Here is an 18,084-nt window from a genome sequence, read left to right as displayed (position 1 = left end):
ACTTTTTTACTTCCTTTCGTAAATTATACTATAAAACAGTGCACTTTGCACCTATACGGATGGCTCCCCCACATATTCAGCCAATTCTACGCGATCAAGCGCTTCACCGATTATTATAAGTACCGCCCTGTCCGTCTCTACAGGCTTTGCGTCATATCTTTTCCCGGTAACATTAAGTTCGATCATTTCGTTGTCGCTTACTCTGATAAATCCCTTTATCCTATGCACGTTTCCACATTTCTTATTCGCAAATATCTTCATTACCGTTTCATGCAACAGCTCTTTGTCCATTGCAAAATCAAAATAGAACAACGTCTGATATCCTGAATCCCCTATATGCATGCGCTTTGGATAATCGGCTTTCTTATATCCCGAAGAGATAATCTTGTTATAATCAGAATCCGCCAGATCATCCCAGTTCTTCATGATTATGTCCTCGCTTCTTATCACCCTCGAACAATCAAATTCATCCATAAAAGACTCAATTCTGCTTAGAATCTCATCTTTTCTTTTTACATCCTCTTCATTTAACTTACTTACTACCACGACTCCCGCTGATGCAATCTCAGACATCATCATATATCTTGATTCCTGCGAAAGATTCGTATCATTCTCCGCATCATATATGCATATGACATTCCCCATCTCATACCAACGATCCAGCGGCGATTCATACAATATGTCAAACAGCTCATCCGGATCAAACACGCCTGACGGCTCGATTATTACCCTGTCATATCCAAGCATTCCCATCGCTATAAGCTTTGTCTTCAGCCTCCGCTGATGTGCAGTTTCTCCGTCTCCGCCCACGATCATCTCTATATTACAGTTATCACCAAGGAGCTCCCGCAAAAGAACCATATCGACGTTTATTGCTCCGAAATCATTTTCGATAATGCAGATTTTTTCACCTTTTTCCATGAGCTTTTTGGCATATTTTTTTAAAAAAGTTGTCTTTCCCGATCCGAGAAATCCTGTTATTAGATCGACCCGTGTCATTTCTTCTCCAATCCAAAACAGAGGCCTGTTACGACCTCTGCTTTTCAATCTTCAACTGTTATACTCTTTATTACTATATCCTTGCCCTCTATTATTTTAGCTCTTTTCCCGCCGCAGTTAGGGCACAGGTATCTATTGCTCTTGTCGGGAAAATACTCTTTTCCGCATTCCTCGCACAGCGCTTTTACGGGAACCTCCTCGCATATAAGCTCCGATCCGGCAAGCGGTGTACCTTCCACAGCTTTCGTATAATACTTGTTTAAATAATAAGGCAATATTCCGCTTGTTTTGCCGACAAGAACATGAATACTCTTTATCTTGCTGTCTTTTGCAGAATCCATAGCCATCGCTACTATCCTTGTAACATAACTCATTTCATGCATATTATTCACCACACATCATATTTTCATTATCATTTTATAGCATTTTAATTGAATAAATCCCGCTTTAAAAAGATAATATTATTACCTAAAGGAGGGCTTGCCATGTCACATAATATCACAAAAATATGCATTGGCTGCGGCCGCACTTTTAATGCCAGAAACAGCAATATGCCTTTTTGTTGTAAATTCTGCAAAAAAAGATACTCCTACCACTACACTTTCAAATGCAGCGATTGCAGAAATGCAGCATGTGAAGTAAGAAACAATTATCTGAACGGCTGTGCCATAGGTTGTCCAAACCTAAAGTGGATGCCATAATCCTCTTCTTACTCACAGACCAAGCAAATGGTTGATGAACTGCTGCGCAACTCGACCCGAGATTCCGCCATGATTCATTTCCCATCTGTCTGCCTCTCTAAACAATTCTTCTTCCTTCATATCTATTTTATTCCTGATTGCCAATTTTTTGACAATATTATAATATTCCTGTCTTGAAGGCTTATAATATCCGATCGTCACACCGAATCTGTTTGCAAGCGACAGCTTCTCTTCCATTGTATCCGAATGATGAATGTCGGCATTCTGCTCAACATCGTTCCTGTCTCTCCAGGTCTCGCGAATAAGATGTCTTCTGTTTGACGTCGCATAAATAAGGATATTGTCGGGTCTTGTCTCAACACCGCCTTCAATGACCGCTTTGAGGAACTTATAATCGGATTCATCTTCCTCAAAAGAAAGATCGTCCATATAGATAATAAACTTATAATTTCTGTTCTTAATCTGCGAGATAAGTCCCGATAACAGCCTGAACTGATATTTATATATCTCGATCATTCTAAGACCGTCACCGTAAAACTCATTTACGATAGCCTTTATGCTTGTCGATTTTCCCGTACCGCTGTCGCCGAACAAAAGCACGTTGTTTGCTTTCTTTCCCTCAACAAACGCTTTGGTATTTTCAACAAGTTTTTTCTTCTGGATTTCGTATCCCACAAGGTCGTCAAGCACAACACTGTCCATGTTGTTTATTGATGAGAAAAGAATCTTTCCGTCATTTCCTTCGTTCAATCTAAATGCCTTATTAAGACCGAACGCGCCCACACCGATCTCCTTGTAGAAGTTCGTCACGGTATCAAAAAATTCATTTTCATCCTTAGCTTTTTCAAGTTTTTCGGAAAGGCCTCTGACCTTTTCGCTCACATTATGATTGTACATAAGCTCAGGCTTCTCAATTGCCTTATAATCCGTTATACATGAGAAACAATCTATCTCAAGCGCATCTTCTATCTCTGAAAAATCATATTCAAAAAGTTTTTTATACACGCCAAAATCGCTCTTGGCAAAATGATTTACGCTTCCATCCTTGCTTCCCACTTTTTCACATGTCAAAGAAAAAGGATTTTCCTGCATGATCAAAAGATAAGTCAGATAGTTATGCCATAAGTTTTTGTCAAAAGCATAATCCGTTCCCAACTCGAGAATACGCTTTATCTGCTTGTATATTCTCGTAGTCAGGTCTGTCTTGTCATAATCATTTGAGTGAAAATCCTTAAAAACCGATGCAAGCTGCATCAATATTGAATTTTGGGGAAGATCTCCGTAAATCAGCAAATTTGATACCAGTTGTTCCATAACATTCTCCAATTATACATATGATTGATACGTAAATTATATATCAGTTATATGAACTTGGCATCATTTTGCCTGTATTTTTATTCAGATAGTGCTGCTGTCATCAAATCTGCATAGCCTCAATCTTTCTTGTGATTGCGGTTGCAAGTGCCTCATGGCCTTTTTCGTCAAGGTGCTCGTCGTCACGTTTGCTTGGAGAAGCGTAGGAAGAAGCTGCAAGGAATGTATTTCCTCTTTTTTCTGCGATCTTCTTGTATGTATTCGCAAGCTCTTTGCTGCGGTTTACAGAATCCGTATCAAACTCTGGATCCTTTGTGGGCTGCCACACATCGTCGCCAAGATGAATTGGTGATACGACCAAAACCTTCTCCGGCGCAACATACTTCTCAATCTCTTCGATGCAACGCTCAAGGCCTTTTCCTATAACGTGCGGATTGGCATGGTAGTAGGTTTTGCAGTCATTGGTTCCAAGCATTATGATTACTCCGTCTAAAGGAGATGCACTCTCAAGGATAAGAGGAAGTGTATCAACACCCTTTCTGAAAGGTCTTATCTCATCTTCGAATACGGTTGTTCTTCCGCAAAGTCCCTCTTCTATTATTTTCGTGTCATTAAGTTTATTCTGAACAAGCCCCGTCCATCTGATCTCATTTGAATATCTTTCTTTTGTTCCCGGGATAAGTCCCCATGTATTTGAATCACCAAACGCAAGTATGTTTTTCATGTTTTTGTACTCCTTTGATAATTCCATTATGCTATCCTTATTTTATTTTGTATAATATTGACATCTTATAGGCAGACATAAGCATTTCATATTACAATCATATTTATAAAATTTCGCGTGACATGGGGACGGTTCTTTTGTCTCCTCTCGCTTCGCGAAAGGAGACAAAAGAACCGTCCCCATGTCACGTGCTCAGGAAAGGAAAGATGTTATGAGAGACAAGCAAAAACTTATTCAGGAATGCATGGACAGAGCCGTAGAAAACCGCGAAGTTGCCGGTGTTATCGCACTTGAGATAACGGACGGAAAAGAAATCTTTTTTGCCAAAAGCGGCTATGCCGACATAGAAAACAAAACTCCGATCGGTCGTGACAATATCTTCAGATTATATTCGCAGTCAAAACCGGTTACAGCGGTTGCCGCAATGATACTCATAGAGGACGGAATTCTCGACCTCAGCGAACCCGTCGGCGACTATATCGAAAGCTATAAAAAGCAGACCTATCTTTGCAAAGACAAGGTTCATAAAGTCCCCGCAGATAATAAAATGAGAATTCGCGATCTCCTTAATATGACATCAGGACTCGTATATCCCGGGCTCAACACCGCTTCCGAAGTCGAAGTCGGACGTCTTATGAATAAGATGGAGAAAAAACTCGGTTCGGATAAAATGATGACTACAATGGAATTTGCCGAAGAACTCGGAAAGATCCCGCTTAATTTCATACCCGGAAGTCATTTCCAATACGGTACAAGTGCGGATGTGCTCGGTGCCGTTATTGAAAAAGCTTCGGGCATGAGCTTTGGAGATTTTGTAAGATCAAGAATTCTTGAGCCTCTTGATATGAAAGATACCGATTTCTATGTTCCCGAGAACAAAAAAGACCGCCTTGCAAAAGCCTACAGAAATACAAAAGGCAAGCTTGTCGAATTCTATGGTGACAACCTTGCCATCAGAAATAACGGCGATCCAAATCCGTTTGAATCAGGCGGAGCAGGTCTTTTCTCCACAATAGATGATTACTCACGTTTCGCTCAGATGCTTCTTAACGGCGGAACATATGAAGGCAAGCAGATCCTTACTCCAAACAGCGTTAAGTATCTGACTTCCGGTAAACTTAACGCCACTCAGCAGGCTGACCTTGATCGCTGGCAGGGACTTGAAGGATATACCTACGGAAACCTCATGCGCGTTCTGGATGATCCGAGACAAGCCTCACTTATTGCCAACAAAGGTGAATACGGCTGGGACGGCTGGCTTGGTGCACACTTCTCAAACGATCCCGCGACCAACACAACTTTCCTTATGATGGTTCAGCGCTACGATTACGGAACAGGCCCGCTCACAAGAAAGCTTAAGAATATTATCTTCTCGTGATCGCCTTTGCGACTGCTATATCAATTAAGTACCTTTTTAAATGCAGGTATTATCTGCGCTGCAACGACTGCTTTGACAAGATCGAGAACAATAAACGGCGCAAATCCCATTGCAAAGCCTGTCACCAAGTCATAGTGTGACATTGCCATAAGATATATCATTCCTATTATGTCTATGACTATAACGCCGATGACTGCGCTGACGGTATATCTGATTCGATTGTAGGACTTTCCGCGGATGAGCGGAATAAGTACCGCTACTACGATAAATGCCCATGTATAAGCTCCCCAGGGCTGTATAAGGTAACCTATTCCGCCCTTTCCGCCTATGAACACCGGAATACCTACAATTCCAAGAAGCATCCATACCGCAACAATCAGAAATGACTCTCCGACATTAAATAACAAAGCGATAAGCAATAACACAAAATTTATCATCGTTATATGCGGCGCTCCGGGAATCGGAAGCGGAACGCTGATATATGCTCCTATACATAAAAGTGCCGCAAAAAGAGCACTTACTACAAGTCTCTTGGTCTTATTACTCTGTTCAGTCATTGTTTTTCCCTCTTTTGTTCTAAATATTTTCACACTTAACGAAGTATATATTCATGCGTTATTATTGTCAACCATTTTTATTCTTTGGTTGACAATGCACTTTTATTGATTATACTAATACTCAATTGCCACGATAAAAGGAGACAAACTATGACTGTAAATGAATTAAAAGAAAAAGTACTTAACGGTTCAACCATTACCAAAGAAGAAGCTCTTTTCCTGATAAACGAAGATATCGAAGAAGTTGCTTGTGCAGCAGATGAAATAAGAAAAAAATATAACGGAAACAGTTTTGACATGTGCGCCATTATGAGCGTAAAAGGCGGACGCTGCTCTGAAAACTGCAAGTTCTGTGCGCAGTCAAGCTGTTCAAGTGCCGAGATTCCCGAGTATAAAGTCAGGGATACTGATTACGTTGTAACTGACGCAAAAAAGCGCAACAAAACCGGAATAACCCACTACTGCCAGGTTTCATCGGGAAGAAAAGTAAATGCAAAAGAACTTTCACAGATATGCGAAAACGTAAAAGGAATCGTATCGGAGACAAATCTTATCCCCTGCGTATCTTTGGGACTTTTAACAAAAGAGGACCTCGAAGAATTAAAAAAAGCCGGTGTAAAACGCGTGCACAACAATATTGAAACAAGCCCCAAGTACTTTGGAAAGTTATGCACAACTCACACCACAGACGAAAAAATAAAAGTAATGAAGCTTGTTCATGAAGCGGGACTCGAACTTTGCAGCGGAGGAATCTTCGGTGTCGGAGAAAGCTGGGAAGACAGGATTGAAATGGCATTTGCTTTAAGAGAAGTAAATCCCGAATCAGTCCCGATCAACATGTTAAAGCCCATAAAAGGAACTCCCATGGAATCCTATCCCTATCTTTCCGAAAATGAACTCCGAAGAATCATTGCCGTCTTCAAATTCATCCTTCCCAAGTCTGAGATCCGCTTCGCGGCAGGCAGAGACATAATCGAAGATGCCGGCATATCCTTTTTCAAGTCCGGCTCAAATGCCACAATTTCAGGTGACATGCTCACCGTAAAAGGTGTTTCGCTTGAAAAAGACCTTGAGAACATCCGCTCTCTCGGATACGAAATCGCACAATAACACCCACACCCCGCCGGCGTGCAGATACAGGGGTGGGGTGTTATTGCGATAACCTTATTCGTGCACTAATGCTTACAGATAAGTCTGTCATTATATGCTTTCAATACTTCCTTGGTGCTCTCTGTGCCAAGTCTTGAGAGATTGCATATGATGGCAGCAATGAGTCTGTTCTTTGTAACGGATGATTTCCCGGGCTCAAAAAGTGAACCTGCTATGCTTTGCAATTCCTTAGGAAATTCGTTGATATCGGAATCAAAATTTATGCCGATACCGATAACGATCCACTGCACTGTTCCCGTATCAAATTCTGTTCCCGACTCTGTAAGGATTCCACAGATCTTTTTACCGTCGACAAAAAGATCGTTCACAGGTTTTATCTTCGGCACAATCCCGCATAGATCCTGCACAGCTTCACAGACTGAAACTCCCGCTAGCGCCGTAATGACATCGGGTTCAAGACTTGGAAGCATCACAGGGGTCAGAATAATACTCATGTAAATTCCGCCCTCGGGAGAAAAGAACTCGTGCTCTCTCCTTCCTTTTCCCAAAGTCTGACTCTTGGCAATGACCACCGTTCCGCCGGTCGCCCCCGCAATTGCCAGCTCCTTTGCGGCTTTGTTGGTCGAATCAAGCGTTTCATGTATATGTATCATTCCTTCAGCCGAAAGAATCGCGTTATAAATCTTTTCTTTTTTCCCGGAAGCCCCATTGCCGGAATATGTCGAAAGCTCCGCAATTATTCCCGATTCAGAAATTATATCGTTCGATGTTCCGAGAATGTATCCCTTTTTACTGGATGCCTCGATCACATACCCCTGATTTCTAAGCTCTTTTATCGCCTTCCACACAGCGGTTCTGGACAGTCCGAGACTCTCTGCCATAAATTCTCCCGAGATGTAGTCCTCTTTATTTTTTTCCAAAAAATCCAGCACCCTGTCTTTTGAACTCATGCATAATCTCCTTCTGCCCGACATAATCAAACAAACTATGTACATATTAACACATCTGCGTTTCCGAGTCTTGACTCTGAATAGTTACAATTTTTTTTACTAAACTTTTAAATCCTGACAAAAAAGTGATATAATACCCAAAACGAAATATCACGAGGAAACCAAATGATAAAAATTGGAATTGTGTTCGGATGTTTCATACCGATGCACAAAGGACATGAGTCTCTGATAAAAAGAGCTCTTGATGAAAACGACAAGATCATTCTTGCCGTCTGCGGATATCAGGCCGACAGAGGTCGCGACTTTATTGATTTCGAGACAAGAATACGTCTTGTTCAAAAAATGTATGAAAACGATAAGGACCGCATTATTGTAATTAAGATCGATGATAAAAAACTCGGTCTCGACGGAACTTTCACCCATGAAAACTGGGTTCTGTGGGGGGATGAACTTTTTGCCAACGCAGGAATAAGTCCCGACAGCGCACACTTTACCTGGTATACGGGCGAGCCTTCATATGTCGACAAATTGGGAGCCATTTACCCGGATCACACTTTTACTCTCGTCGACAGGCAGGTGATAAAGACCTCCGGAACAGAAATAAGAAACAATCCAAACGAACATGAAAATGAAATAAACAGTGTTTTTCTCGAGTACCTGAGATCAACAGGAAAACTCAAATAATATATAAAAACACTTTTTTAAAAAGGAGCCAATTATGGAAAACATTATTCAAAGCCTTCTTGAAACAGACCTTTACAAATTTTCAATGGGTCAGGCAATCTATCACAACTTTCCTGATTACACGACTACATGGACATTCAAATGCAGGAACAAAGATGTGAAATTCACCAAAGAGATGGTGGATGAGATCAAAAATCAGATTCTTGCTTACTGCAATCTCACATTTAAGGAAGATGAACTTACATATCTTTCCAAAGTCACATGGATCAAAAAATCTTATGTAGACTTTCTTCGTCTCTGGCACCCCAGATATGAGGACTTCACAATAGGAACCGACGCAGACTGTGGTCTTACAATCGAAACAAACGGCACCTGGCTTAACACATCATTGTATGAGATTCCTACTCTTGCCATCGTAAACGAAGTTTATTTCAGAATGGCATATGATTACAAGGAACTCATTGCTTCATTTGAAGAGAAGCTTGATGAAAAGATAAAGCTTCTTTCCGATAAGACTTACAACATCGGCGCTTTCAGCGAATTCGGATTGAGAAGAAGACTCTCAGCCGAAGCACAGGAACTTGCGGTAAAGAAACTCAAAGAAGCCAACCTCGGCGATTCAATATTTGTGGGAACTTCAAATGTTCTTTTGGCCAAAAAACTCGGTGTAAATCCCGTGGGAACAATGGCTCACGAATGGATCATGTGCGTAGGACAGGGCAATCACAAGCACAATCCGGCATATTCAAACTGGTATGCTCTTGATTACTGGGTAAAAGAGTACGGTATCCTTAACGGAACGGCTCTTACGGATGCGATCACAACCGACTGCTTCCTCCGCGACTTCCAGCTCACTTATTCAACTCTTTTCTCAGGTGTTCGTCATGACAGCGGAGATCCGATCGAATGGGGCGAGAAGATGATAAATCACTACAAGAGCCTCGGTATCGATCCTGCAACCAAGACTCTCCTGTTCAGTGACAGCCTTGATTTCAAGCGTGCAAACGACATCAATGCTCACTTCAAGGGAAGAGCAAAAGTTGCTTTCGGTATCGGAACATATATCGCAAACGACACCAAAGTTCCCGCACTTAACATCGTTATGAAGACTACCGCCTGCAACGGTCAGGACGTAGCTAAGATCTCAGATGTAGCAGGCAAAGGAATGTGCAAGAACCCCGATTATGTTGATTATCTTCAGAGATGTATCGACTGGAGAATGACTCACGAGAAGGTATGAATTATGGAAAATATAGTCAATATCAACCCAAGCGAACAGATTGAAAAAATAACAAAGTGGATACGCGACTGGTTCGAAGAAAACGGAAAGACAGCAAGCGCCGTTATCGGACTTTCAGGCGGTAAAGACTCTACGATCGTTGCAGCTCTTCTTGTAAAAGCTCTCGGAAAAGACAGAGTTGTCGGCGTCATGATGCCAAACGGCGAACAGAAAGATATCGCAGATTCACAGAAAGTCGCAGAACTTCTTGATATCAAGACATACACGGTAAACATCGCTCCCGCTGTTGATGGTGAGAAAAAAGCTCTCGAAGAAGCCGGAGTTACCATTTCAAACGACGCGCAGATAAATACTCCTCCGAGAATCCGTATGGCGACACTGTATGCTATCGCACAGTCTCTTCCAAACGGAGGACGCGTTGCAAATACATGCAACAGATCCGAAGATTATGTCGGATATTCAACAAAATACGGCGACGCTGCAGGTGATTTCAGCCCCTGCTCAGCTTTTCTCGTAACAGAGATGCGCATGATAGGCGATGCATTGGGACTTCCCAAGGATCTTATTCATAAGACTCCTTCTGACGGATTATGCGGACTCTCCGATGAAGACAAACTTGGATTTACTTACGATACACTCGACAGATACATCCTTACGGGAGTATGTGAAGACGAGGCGCTCAAAGCAAAGATTGACCGTCTCCACAACATCAACCTTCACAAGCTTAAGACTATTCCCATGTATACCAAGTAATATGATACACGTGTCATAACAATATGATATAGGCGTCAAAATAAGAGCCATGAGAAGCGAAATACTTTTCATGGCTCTTTTTATGTTTATTATATCTGTGAAGTTTTAATGTCTTATTTATGCAAGTGCATTCTTGATATCGGCAATAAGATCTTCCTTATCCTCAAGGCCGCAAGACATACGCACAAGACCTGCAGGGATTCCTGCTGCTTCAAGCTGTTCGTCTGTGAGCTGTCTGTGTGTTGATGTTGCAGGATTGAGACAACATGTACGTGCGTCTGCAACGTGAGTCTCAATAGCTGCGAGTTTAAGCTTCTTCATGAAGCTCTCGGCAGCTGCTCTTCCGCCCTTAAGCTCAAAAGATACAACACCGCATCCGCCGTTTGGAAGATACTTCTTTGCAAGCTCATAGTATTTATCAGACTCAAGTCCGGGATAGCTGACTTTCTCAACCTGAGGCTGTTCCTGAAGGAACTTGGCAACAGCAAGTCCGTTTTCAACATGCTTGGGCATACGAACGTGGAGTGACTCAAGTCCGAGGTTAAGAATGAATGCATTCTGAGGTGACTGGATGCAACCAAAGTCACGCATAAGCTGTGCCGTGCACTTTGTTATGAAAGCTCCTTCGTTACCGAATTTCTCGGCATATACAATTCCGTGATAAGACTCATCCGGCTGTGTAAGTCCCGGGAATTTGTCGGCATGAGCCATCCAGTCGAACTTGCCTGAATCAACGATAGCTCCGCCAACGGCTGCTCCGTGTCCATCCATATATTTTGTAGTTGAATGAGTTACGATATCTGCTCCCCATTCAATAGGTCTGCAATTAACAGGAGTAGGAAATGTATTGTCTACTACAAGCGGTACACCATGCCTGTGTGCCGCATTTGCAAATTTCTCGATATCAAGAACTGTGAGCGCAGGGTTAGCAATCGTTTCGCCAAAAACAGCTCTTGTATTGTCCTTAAATGCTGCATCAAGCTCTTCCTCGCTTGCATCGGGAGATACAAAAGTAACTTCAATTCCCATCTTTGCCATAGTTACGGCGATAAGATTAAATGTCCCGCCGTAGATTGATGATGAAGCAACAATGTGACTTCCACATTCACATATATTAAATAACGCAAAAAAGTTTGCGGCCTGTCCCGATGATGTAAGCATTGCCGCACTTCCGCCTTCGAGAGCTGCAATTTTTGCAGCAACGTGGTCGTTTGTGGGATTCTGCAGTCTTGTATAGAAGTAACCCGAAGCCTCAAGGTCAAAGAGTTTACCCATATCCTCGCTTGTATCATATTTAAAGGTTGTAGACTGAATGATAGGTATCTGACGGGGCTCTCCGTTGCCCGGAGTATATCCTGCCTGTACGCATCTTGTTCCGATCTTTTGCTGGTCCATAATATCCTCCTGAAAATATTCAAAATAAAATCATCATATATATTACCACAATAAAGCCATGTTTGCGATTGAGGCACATGAAACTTGTTTGTAAATTTTGTAAATATAACTTTAAAATTGAAGCAACCATGCGATTATGGTAGGATATTATTGTACGAAGTCAGTGTACATGCGGTTTTTTAGTGTGCTGTCTTGCTGGGATTTAGAAATATTCTTGATTTGATTATTTAAAAATCAACAAGACAGCACACAAGGGGATAAATTGACGATTTAAAATTTTATAGGGACAAAATTATGATTAAAAGAATTTTACCATTAGTAATAGTACTTTCATTATGCCTTACAGGATGTGGCAGGATCAGCCTTGTTTCAGAAAGAAAGGCTCCCGAGAAGCCGAAAAGACTTATAGTTTTGGTAAAAGAGCGTGCTAATTCAAATGCTTCCGAAGCTGAGTCAACAATCGTTGCCGAGTATGATGACAGCGAAGAAAATGAAGAAGAATAATATGTGAACTGTTTTATCGGTTGAAAAAACCCTGTCCGTTGTTTCGGACAGGGTTTTCTAAATATAAAAATGCTAAATATTACTTTGATGTTGATACGTTTGGCTTATATGCACCTTTCATATTTGGCTTATATGCACCCTTTACATTGGGCTTAGATGCTCCCTTAACCTCCGGTGTGTTATTAACAGGCTGAGGCTGTGGTGCAGGTGTGGGTGCAGGTGTTGGCTCCGGTGCAGGTGTAGAATCTGAATCATGATCATCATGATCTTCATGATGTTCAGGTTCGGGTGCAGGCTCCGGTGTAGGTTCACAAACCGGTGCAGGCACTGGTGCCGGTGCAGGTGTAGGCTCGCATACCGGTGCAGGTGTAGGCTCCGGTGTAGGTGTGGGCGTACAAACTGGTGTGGGTGCAGGTGTTGGTGCCGGTGTAGGTGTACAATCAGGCTTCGGTGTGTCCTCAGGCTTCTTTGTACATTCGGGCTTTGGTGTGCACTCCGGCTTCGGTGTACAATCGGGCTTCGGTGTGTCCTCAGGCTTCTTTGTACATTCAGGCTTAGGTGTACACTCGGGCTTTGGTGTACACTCGGGCTTTGGTGTACATTCAGGCTTTACCGGCGGCTGGAAATTCCACCAATCAAAACCTCCACAATATGATGACTCCATTTTAACAGAATCTGAATACTCTGTTACCAGTTCCAGATCATCTGAATTTGTATCCGACTTATCAACAAAATAAGAACCGAAACAATAAACCAACGGAACTGTCACTAATGCAGTGAGTGCCATCGCACCTGTAGATAATAATCTTTTCTTCATGTTTTTATACCCCCATGAGCAGTATGATAATGCATTTTTAATATTTTTGTGCAATACTTACTTTATCATTAACCTTTGATACATTCAAGCCATATGGGAGATATATCGCATCTGATGCGATACTTATAAAAGAGTCCCGCTTGCAGAACTTTCCCGCAAAATCCCAGATTTTATCTATATTTATGCACCTTCAATATAATAGAAAAAAGTCCACTCAAATACATAAAGAGATCCGGCTATCGCCGAATCTCTTTTAATAATTTTCGCACTGTATTATTTGAAATAAGCCATGATTAATTAACCTTTATTTCACTTTTCATCATATATCTGCATTTTTTCGCAACACTATCTCGGGAAGGTCAGCAAGATCTTTAAGCGGATATGTCACCTTCGGATGCATGGCTGCTTCACCGATTCCCACGCACTCAAAACCTCCCGCAAGCGCTGCATCTATCCCCGAAAGAGCATCTTCCACCACAACCGCCTCGACAGGTTTTATCCCCAGCATCTCCGCTGCTTTTAGGAAAACCTCCGGATCGGGCTTTGACTTTGTGATATTCGTTCCGTCAGATACCGCATCAAAAAAATCTCTTAACCCTAGCTTCTCTAGTATCTTCTTGGTATTCTTACTGCTTGAGCCTATCGCAAGAAGTGTTCCTCTCGACCTTAATGTATCAAGTACAACCTTAACATTCGCGTCAAGATCCTTCTCACTCATAGTATCAAGTAGCGATACATAGATATCGTTCTTCTTTTCCGCTATTTCTTTTTTCTCATCGAAAGAATATGCTCTGTCCGCCTTCTCCAAAATAATATCAAGCGACTCCATTCTGCTCACTCCACGCAGCCTGTCATTTATCTTTTCATCAAAATATATTCCCTGCTCATCCGCAATGTTCTTCCATGCTTTGTAATGAAGCTTGTCCGTAAAGCATATCACACCGTCGAGATCAAAGATTACTGCCTTCATTTTCCATACCTCATTTCATTTACGCCTTTTACCACGATCTTATCTCCTTCAAGAACTTCGCATACGGCGCCGCTCTTACTCACGGTGAACTTTAAAAGACTTTTTTTATACCTTATCTTGAAGCTGTACTTCTTCCAGCCCGAAGGAAGAAACGGATCGACCGATATCCCCTCCGCGGTTATCCGAAGCCCCGCAAAGCCGTTTACAATTGCCATGTAGCTTCCGCCCATATTTGCCGTATGTACGCCATCTCCGGAATTATTATGTGTATTCAACAGATCCAGTTTTATTGAATCTCCGAAATATTCAACCGCTTTCTTGTGCATACCGAGCCTTGACGCAACGATACTGAACACACAGGTTGAAAGCGATGAGTCATGCGTCGTTATCTTTTCATAATATTCAAAGCTCTTTTTCATAACTTCCTTAGACTGCCCGTCTTCAAAAAGAAAGTATGCAAGAACCGTATCCGCCTGCTTGCAGACCTGATACCTATACAAGTGAAGCGGGTGATAATGGAGAAGAAGCGGAAATTCCTCTCTTGGCGTATTCTTAAGATCCCACACAGGTTTTTGTAAAAAAGAATCATCCTGCGGATTTATACCAAGTTCCTCATCATACGGAAGATACATCTTTTCCGCCGCCATCTTTATTTCCTTAAGTTCCTTCGTCGTCACACCGAGCTTATCAAGAAGTTCTTTTACCCGCTTACTTGATGAATGCTTCTCCGCAAAAGAAACAGCCATGCTCATGTTGTAAGCCGCGCAGCAATTGGTGTAATAATTGTTGTCGGTCATGCATGTATATTCGTCGGGGCCTGTCACCTCGTTTATCACAAAGTGCCCCGCTCTGTCATAATTACCCACATCGAACCAGAGCCTCGCCGTCTCAAGAAGCATCTCCTCACCCTGATCAAACATGAAATCAATGTCGCCCGTCGTGAGATAATACTGTACGATCGTATACGCTATCGCCCCGTTTATGTGATATGCGGCGGTTCCCGACGGAAAATAGCCGGAGCACTCTTCGCCCGTGATTGTTCTCCACGGATAAAGAGCTCCTTTTTTATGCCCCAAAAGAGCCGCATTTTCCCTCGCTTTATCAAGTATTCCGTATCTGTACTGCAAAATATTTTTGGCCAGTTCGGGATTTGTCAGTATAAAAAAAGGCGCAACATACATCTCCGTATCCCAGAAATAATGCCCTTCATAGCCCTCTCCCGAAAGCCCCTTGGCCGCAATGCTGCAATGCTTATCGCGTGTAGCGGACTGAAAAAGCTGATACATGTTAAAATTCACAGCCTGACCAAGTTCTTCATCTCCGTCAATTTCCATTTCGGAATTATCAAAAAATTCCGTGACATACTCTTTTTGCTTCTCATAAATATCGGCAAGATTCCCTCTCATGGCTTCTTTCAGAGTTTCCCTTGCAAACTCCTCAGGATCGTCTTCACGGACAGAATCCGAGAACGTCGAATATTTGATAAGTGAAAGTTCCTCTCCCTGCTTAACTTCAGCCTTAACATGGTAAAGAGTTCTTCCCTCTTCTTTTCCGTAACTTATCTCTGCTTTTCCCGGCAGCCTTAATCTGTGCGATACCGCAGATGCAACGCTGATCCCGCTCACCTTTGTCGAACTTACCGCAACGCTCATATCCTCGCGCCACTTCACGACATCCACATTAAGAAGCGCTCCGCTGTCATCGGCAAGTCTTGGATCGTCCGGATTAGAATAATTTTTTACATCAGCAATGTGATATGATTTAATCTCGATCAAACCGTCAAAATTAAGAGCCTTCACGTTATACTCAATGGTAAAAAGAGACGGGATCAGAAAGGATGTCATTCGCGTTACCGAAAGTTCAATTTCTTTTCCGTCAGGTGAAACCCAGATAACATGGCGCCTCGTGACACCCTGCTCCATATCGAGAACCCTCTCGTTCACGATAATCTTACCTGTAGTCAGATCAAACACGTCGCCGTCCGCAATAAGACATATTGTCTGTGTATCTGCGACATTGAGCATAGTCTGCTTCTTCTCTATAAGATTGCACAGACTCTCAGCCTGTTTCATCGGAATAATCTCATATACTCCGTTTATGTACGTTCCGCGCATTGTATTCCAGCCATTCGGAACACCTTCCTCAACATTACCCCTAACGCCTATATATCCGTTTGCATTGGAAAAAAGAGCCTCATGAAGATTGACTTCTTTTTCCTCGAAATTTTCCTGTCTTGTAATGATACGCTTCATATTTTTTCCCTGCTTTTTATCCCTTTACAGCTCCCGCTGCCACGCCCTTAACAATGTACTTCTGCGCCGCGAGATAGAATATCGCAACAGGAATAATTGTTATAACAAGCGCCGCCATAGCTTCATTCCAGCTTATCGTGTACTGTCCGAAAAACTTGGCTGTCGAAATCGGTATTGTCCTGTTTGCCGTTGACTTAAGAGTAAGCGAAGGCAAAAGATAATCGTTCCAGATCCAGATGACATCAAGAATAATAAGTGTCATCGTCGTAGGTTTTAATATAGGAAAAACAATTTTCCAAAACAAAGTCCATACGCTGCATCCGTCGATAATAGCCGCTTCTTCCAACGATACCGGGATTGATGAAATAAAGCCATGATACAAGAACACGCCCATTCCGGCGCCAAATCCGATATACATAAATATCAGGCCACCGATCGAGTCCGTCATCGGAAGTCCCGTGACTTTTCCAATCTTGTTCATCTCCTGCATAAGAGGCATCATTATCGTCTGAAACGGAATCAACATCGTTGCAACAAGGATTGAGAAAAGAGCGATACTTAACTTATTTGCGCTTCTTACAAACATCCATGCAGTCATCGCGGACAAAACAACAATGATAGTTATTGAAACAATCGTAATGACGACTGAGTTAAACAAAGATGTGGCAAAATTCATCTTTCCGATTGCTGAAGAATAATACTTAAACGAGAACTTCCCCGGAAGTGCCACCATGTTTTTGTACATCTCGGCTCTACTCTTAAATGAGTTCGTAAGTATCAGATAAATAGGAAACAGGTACAGTAAACACATAAGTGCAACAAGTACGTTCGGAATAATCTTTTTTACACTTTTAGCCATTTACATTGCCACCTCCCTCTTCTTTGTTATCGATACCTGAACAAAGGTAACTATCGCGATTATCAGGAAAAAGATAATTGCCTTAGCCTGACCGTATCCAAAATTGCTGAGACTGAAAATCTCGTTATAGATATTAAGTGAGAACATCTCTGACTGGAAATTGGCTCCTTCGCCCGTAAGAGATACGTTGACATCATAAATCTTGAAACAGTTTGAAAGAGCAAGGAACAGGCATATAGTAAACGAAGGCATAAGGAGCGGAAACTTTATCGAAAGAAGCGTCTGAAAATAGTTCGCTCCGTCGATAGCCGCAGCCTCCATGACATCATCGGGGATAGCCATGATTCCGGTTATATACACGATCATCACATAACCCGCAAGCTGCCATGTCGTTACCACGATCATCGCAATTATTGATTTTGTGGAATCCGTAAGCCAATTGCCAAAGCCCACGCTCAGGAAGAACTCACTGAACACGCTCTTCCAGATATATCCCAATATCAGTCCGCCGATAAGATATGGTAAAAAAAGCATGGTTCTGGCAAAGTTCTTCACCTTAAGCCCCGTTGTAACGAGGAGTGCAAAAAACAATCCAAGGACATTTACGGTCAATACACTTATAACTGTAAAAATCGTTGTCCTCACCGCAGCATTTACAAACTGCCTGTCTCCGAGTACCGATTTATAATTGCTCATCCCTACAAAGCTTGCGGCGTGTTTGGCAAATCCGTCCCATTCAACAAACGAATATCCTATTCCGATAAAGAACGGAATGATCACAACCACGAAAAATGTGATCATAAGCGGCGCCGTAAACAATGCGTACCATCTCTTTTTTATCTTCATACCTTTATCTCCGTAATAGGTGCTGCAACAT

General features: G+C 42.2%; 18 protein-coding genes. 6 read left to right on the top strand and 12 right to left on the bottom strand.

Annotated features, from left to right (window positions below; genetic code table 11):
• Window positions 1-51 precede the first annotated feature (51 nt).
• From BLP87_RS06325 to BLP87_RS06305, 4 genes are all read right to left on the bottom strand, one after another.
• Window positions 52-999, bottom strand: coding sequence for a GTP-binding protein (locus BLP87_RS06325; protein ID WP_074461936.1), 948 nt, complete (start codon window positions 997-999; stop codon window positions 52-54).
• Between the two features lie 44 nt (window positions 1,000-1,043).
• Window positions 1,044-1,382 carry a hydrogenase maturation nickel metallochaperone HypA/HybF gene (locus BLP87_RS06320; RefSeq protein WP_074461935.1) on the bottom strand — a complete coding sequence of 113 codons (339 nt, stop codon included), beginning with the start codon at window positions 1,380-1,382 and terminating at the stop codon, window positions 1,044-1,046.
• A gap of 330 nt (window positions 1,383-1,712) precedes the next feature.
• Entirely contained in the window at window positions 1,713-3,014 is a 1,302-nt protein-coding gene (locus BLP87_RS06310) for an ATP-binding protein (RefSeq protein WP_074461933.1), read from the bottom strand.
• Window positions 3,015-3,117: 103 nt separating this feature from the next.
• Complete coding sequence (locus BLP87_RS06305; protein ID WP_074461932.1) at window positions 3,118-3,738, bottom strand: GDSL-type esterase/lipase family protein; 621 nt, start codon at window positions 3,736-3,738, stop codon at window positions 3,118-3,120.
• Between the two features lie 211 nt (window positions 3,739-3,949).
• Here BLP87_RS06305 and BLP87_RS06300 point away from each other — a divergent pair, with 211 nt between their 5' ends.
• A complete protein-coding gene (locus BLP87_RS06300; protein WP_074462043.1) occupies window positions 3,950-5,116 on the top strand; it encodes a serine hydrolase domain-containing protein in 1,167 nt (388 codons plus the stop codon).
• Between the two features lie 20 nt (window positions 5,117-5,136).
• On the opposite strand, the gene BLP87_RS06295 is transcribed toward BLP87_RS06300, so the two are convergent.
• Window positions 5,137-5,673 (bottom strand): biotin transporter BioY, encoded by a 537-nt coding sequence (locus BLP87_RS06295; protein WP_074461931.1) that lies wholly within the window; start codon window positions 5,671-5,673, stop codon window positions 5,137-5,139.
• Window positions 5,674-5,823: 150 nt separating this feature from the next.
• Here BLP87_RS06295 and bioB point away from each other — a divergent pair, with 150 nt between their 5' ends.
• Complete coding sequence (bioB, locus tag BLP87_RS06290) at window positions 5,824-6,783, top strand: biotin synthase BioB (RefSeq protein ID WP_074461930.1); 960 nt, start codon at window positions 5,824-5,826, stop codon at window positions 6,781-6,783.
• Between the two features lie 65 nt (window positions 6,784-6,848).
• Here the strand turns inward: bioB and BLP87_RS06285 are convergent, their stop codons facing one another.
• On the bottom strand, window positions 6,849-7,733 hold the full coding sequence (locus BLP87_RS06285; protein WP_074461929.1) for a biotin--[acetyl-CoA-carboxylase] ligase: 885 nt from the start codon (window positions 7,731-7,733) through the stop codon (window positions 6,849-6,851).
• Between the two features lie 165 nt (window positions 7,734-7,898).
• Between BLP87_RS06285 and BLP87_RS06280 the strand changes: the two genes are divergently transcribed.
• Genes BLP87_RS06280 through nadE form a run of 3 tightly spaced genes read left to right on the top strand, consistent with a single transcriptional unit; the run spans window position 7,899 to window position 10,410 of the window.
• On the top strand, window positions 7,899-8,417 hold the full coding sequence (locus tag BLP87_RS06280) for an adenylyltransferase/cytidyltransferase family protein (protein ID WP_074461928.1): 519 nt from the start codon (window positions 7,899-7,901) through the stop codon (window positions 8,415-8,417).
• Between the two features lie 34 nt (window positions 8,418-8,451).
• Window positions 8,452-9,657, top strand: coding sequence for a nicotinate phosphoribosyltransferase (gene pncB / locus BLP87_RS06275; protein ID WP_074461927.1), 1,206 nt, complete (start codon window positions 8,452-8,454; stop codon window positions 9,655-9,657).
• 3 nt (window positions 9,658-9,660) lie between these two features.
• Window positions 9,661-10,410, top strand: a complete 750-nt coding sequence (gene nadE / locus BLP87_RS06270; protein WP_074461926.1) for an NAD(+) synthase — start codon at window positions 9,661-9,663, stop codon at window positions 10,408-10,410.
• Between the two features lie 117 nt (window positions 10,411-10,527).
• On the opposite strand, the gene BLP87_RS06265 is transcribed toward nadE, so the two are convergent.
• Window positions 10,528-11,805, bottom strand: a complete 1,278-nt coding sequence (locus tag BLP87_RS06265) for an O-acetylhomoserine aminocarboxypropyltransferase/cysteine synthase family protein (protein ID WP_074461925.1) — start codon at window positions 11,803-11,805, stop codon at window positions 10,528-10,530.
• 294 nt (window positions 11,806-12,099) lie between these two features.
• On the opposite strand from BLP87_RS06265, the gene BLP87_RS06260 reads away from it, so the two are divergent.
• Window positions 12,100-12,309, top strand: a complete 210-nt coding sequence (locus BLP87_RS06260; RefSeq protein ID WP_074461924.1) for a hypothetical protein — start codon at window positions 12,100-12,102, stop codon at window positions 12,307-12,309.
• 79 nt (window positions 12,310-12,388) lie between these two features.
• Here the strand turns inward: BLP87_RS06260 and BLP87_RS06255 are convergent, their stop codons facing one another.
• The 5 genes from BLP87_RS06255 to BLP87_RS06235 all read right to left on the bottom strand — a co-directional run bounded on the left by BLP87_RS06255 (window position 12,389) and on the right by BLP87_RS06235 (window position 18,053).
• Window positions 12,389-13,126: a hypothetical protein gene (locus BLP87_RS06255; protein WP_074461923.1), complete on the bottom strand. Its 738-nt coding sequence runs from the start codon at window positions 13,124-13,126 to the stop codon at window positions 12,389-12,391.
• Window positions 13,127-13,445: 319 nt separating this feature from the next.
• Window positions 13,446-14,096 (bottom strand): beta-phosphoglucomutase, encoded by a 651-nt coding sequence (pgmB, locus tag BLP87_RS06250; protein ID WP_074461922.1) that lies wholly within the window; start codon window positions 14,094-14,096, stop codon window positions 13,446-13,448.
• The gene (locus BLP87_RS06245) at window positions 14,093-16,348 is read right to left on the bottom strand and encodes a glycoside hydrolase family 65 protein (protein ID WP_074461921.1); all 2,256 of its coding nucleotides are present in this window, start codon (window positions 16,346-16,348) and stop codon (window positions 14,093-14,095) included. Before BLP87_RS06245 ends, pgmB begins: the two co-directional genes overlap by 4 nt.
• 16 nt (window positions 16,349-16,364) lie before the next feature.
• Entirely contained in the window at window positions 16,365-17,207 is an 843-nt protein-coding gene (locus tag BLP87_RS06240) for a carbohydrate ABC transporter permease (RefSeq protein WP_074461920.1), read from the bottom strand.
• A complete protein-coding gene (locus BLP87_RS06235; protein ID WP_074461919.1) occupies window positions 17,208-18,053 on the bottom strand; it encodes a carbohydrate ABC transporter permease in 846 nt (281 codons plus the stop codon).
• Between the last annotated feature and the right edge of the window lie 31 nt (window positions 18,054-18,084).

Source organism: Butyrivibrio hungatei, from assembly GCF_900101605.1.
In the GTDB taxonomy this organism is placed as follows: domain Bacteria; phylum Bacillota; class Clostridia; order Lachnospirales; family Lachnospiraceae; genus Butyrivibrio; species Butyrivibrio hungatei_B.
This window is presented reverse-complemented; position numbering and strand designations above follow the sequence as displayed.

What these genes read in the sequence shown, in the direction of transcription:
- BLP87_RS06325 (WP_074461936.1), bottom strand. Translation starts at nt 999, where the DNA reads ATGACACGGGTCGATCTAATAACAGGATTTCTCGGATCGGGAAAGACA.
- BLP87_RS06320 (WP_074461935.1), bottom strand. Translation starts at nt 1,382, where the DNA reads ATGCATGAAATGAGTTATGTTACAAGGATAGTAGCGATGGCTATGGAT.
- BLP87_RS06310 (WP_074461933.1), bottom strand. Translation starts at nt 3,014, where the DNA reads ATGGAACAACTGGTATCAAATTTGCTGATTTACGGAGATCTTCCCCAA.
- BLP87_RS06305 (WP_074461932.1), bottom strand. Translation starts at nt 3,738, where the DNA reads ATGAAAAACATACTTGCGTTTGGTGATTCAAATACATGGGGACTTATC.
- BLP87_RS06300 (WP_074462043.1), top strand. Translation starts at nt 3,950, where the DNA reads ATGAGAGACAAGCAAAAACTTATTCAGGAATGCATGGACAGAGCCGTA.
- BLP87_RS06295 (WP_074461931.1), bottom strand. Translation starts at nt 5,673, where the DNA reads ATGACTGAACAGAGTAATAAGACCAAGAGACTTGTAGTAAGTGCTCTT.
- bioB (WP_074461930.1), top strand. Translation starts at nt 5,824, where the DNA reads ATGACTGTAAATGAATTAAAAGAAAAAGTACTTAACGGTTCAACCATT.
- BLP87_RS06285 (WP_074461929.1), bottom strand. Translation starts at nt 7,733, where the DNA reads ATGAGTTCAAAAGACAGGGTGCTGGATTTTTTGGAAAAAAATAAAGAG.
- BLP87_RS06280 (WP_074461928.1), top strand. Translation starts at nt 7,899, where the DNA reads ATGATAAAAATTGGAATTGTGTTCGGATGTTTCATACCGATGCACAAA.
- pncB (WP_074461927.1), top strand. Translation starts at nt 8,452, where the DNA reads ATGGAAAACATTATTCAAAGCCTTCTTGAAACAGACCTTTACAAATTT.
- nadE (WP_074461926.1), top strand. Translation starts at nt 9,661, where the DNA reads ATGGAAAATATAGTCAATATCAACCCAAGCGAACAGATTGAAAAAATA.
- BLP87_RS06265 (WP_074461925.1), bottom strand. Translation starts at nt 11,805, where the DNA reads ATGGACCAGCAAAAGATCGGAACAAGATGCGTACAGGCAGGATATACT.
- BLP87_RS06260 (WP_074461924.1), top strand. Translation starts at nt 12,100, where the DNA reads ATGATTAAAAGAATTTTACCATTAGTAATAGTACTTTCATTATGCCTT.
- BLP87_RS06255 (WP_074461923.1), bottom strand. Translation starts at nt 13,126, where the DNA reads ATGAAGAAAAGATTATTATCTACAGGTGCGATGGCACTCACTGCATTA.
- pgmB (WP_074461922.1), bottom strand. Translation starts at nt 14,096, where the DNA reads ATGAAGGCAGTAATCTTTGATCTCGACGGTGTGATATGCTTTACGGAC.
- BLP87_RS06245 (WP_074461921.1), bottom strand. Translation starts at nt 16,348, where the DNA reads ATGAAGCGTATCATTACAAGACAGGAAAATTTCGAGGAAAAAGAAGTC.
- BLP87_RS06240 (WP_074461920.1), bottom strand. Translation starts at nt 17,207, where the DNA reads ATGGCTAAAAGTGTAAAAAAGATTATTCCGAACGTACTTGTTGCACTT.
- BLP87_RS06235 (WP_074461919.1), bottom strand. Translation starts at nt 18,053, where the DNA reads ATGAAGATAAAAAAGAGATGGTACGCATTGTTTACGGCGCCGCTTATG.